The 401-nt window shown below is 62.3% G+C and carries 1 tRNA gene; it reads right to left on the minus strand.

Annotation, left to right across the window (positions count from 1 at the left end):
- Positions 1 to 321 precede the first annotated feature (321 nt).
- Positions 322 to 395 (minus strand) — tRNA-Met (locus WH85_RS46300).
- Between the last annotated feature and the right edge of the window lie 6 nt (positions 396 to 401).

The following is a 401-nucleotide window of genomic DNA, read 5'->3' on the forward strand; positions in this document are numbered from 1 at the left end:
GGGGACAGGATTTGAACCTGCGACCTCTGGGTTATGAGCCCAGCGAGCTACCGAGCTGCTCCACCCCGCGTCGGTAAACAAAGCCTAACGCGTCCGCCCCCAGTAACCAAATCGTCCCCACAAACCCACCCCCGAAGCCGGCACACGAATAACGGGAGAAAAAGGAGACGCCACTTCACACGTACAAGACAAGAAGCCGGCAGCAAGTCACCCAGGCCTCCACCGCACCGTGGGGTTTCCGGGGGCTCGGCCCCCGGAGCAGAAATGCGAAGAGGGGCCCATGTTCGCGCTTTCCGCGAACACAAGCCCCTCACCCACTCGTAGCGGGGACAGGATTTGAACCTGCGACCTCTGGGTTATGAGCCCAGCGAGCTACCGAGCTGCTCCACCCCGCGTCGGTA

Source organism: Actinoplanes rectilineatus, assembly GCF_000962825.1.
GTDB lineage: Bacteria > Actinomycetota > Actinomycetes > Mycobacteriales > Micromonosporaceae > Actinoplanes > Actinoplanes rectilineatus.